This window comes from Vibrio genomosp. F10 str. 9ZD137, from assembly GCF_049974785.1.
In the GTDB taxonomy this organism is placed as follows: domain Bacteria; phylum Pseudomonadota; class Gammaproteobacteria; order Enterobacterales; family Vibrionaceae; genus Vibrio.
Genome location: NZ_JBNGCJ010001018.1, coordinates 1 through 449, shown reverse-complemented (window position 1 = coordinate 449; position 449 = coordinate 1). Strand labels below are relative to the sequence as shown.

At 35.0% G+C, this 449-nt stretch carries 1 protein-coding gene; it reads right to left on the bottom strand.

What is annotated here, in order from left to right:
- Nucleotides 1-261 precede the first annotated feature (261 nt).
- The coding region (locus tag ACP45E_RS21715) for a hypothetical protein (protein WP_038126514.1) at nucleotides 262-449 on the bottom strand (188 nt) is incomplete at its 5' end.

Sequence of the window (449 nt, the reverse complement as noted above, 5' to 3'; positions counted from 1 at the left end):
AGCCAACCATTTTTGTCCGCTTAAGTGGGCGTTATGTGCATGGAGCTGAAAATCATTTCTGTATTTTTGATAAGCCATCAATTAAGATGGCTTAGGTCTAAAAATCTAGTCTATTTGTTTGGCGACGATCAGCCTAGATATTTTAAAGTGATACTAACTAGCGTTAGTAAGCAAATTGCGACTTCGATTAAATCGTTTAGCAATATGACCTCCTATTGTTGTAGGTGAAGAAGCCACTAATGCTGACGTAACTAGTTCACATTAGTGGTTTTTTTGTATCTGGGACTTATCATATCGGATGATTTGGGGTGTTTCAATAGTGATTATTTCTCTAACCATCTGTTTTGCAAGCATTTTTTGCATGCTTTTGATAGGGTTTCTATATTTATCAATGACTAAGAACAACCAAAAAAAGTGATATTTTTCACTTAGTATCAAGTTTGAAGTGC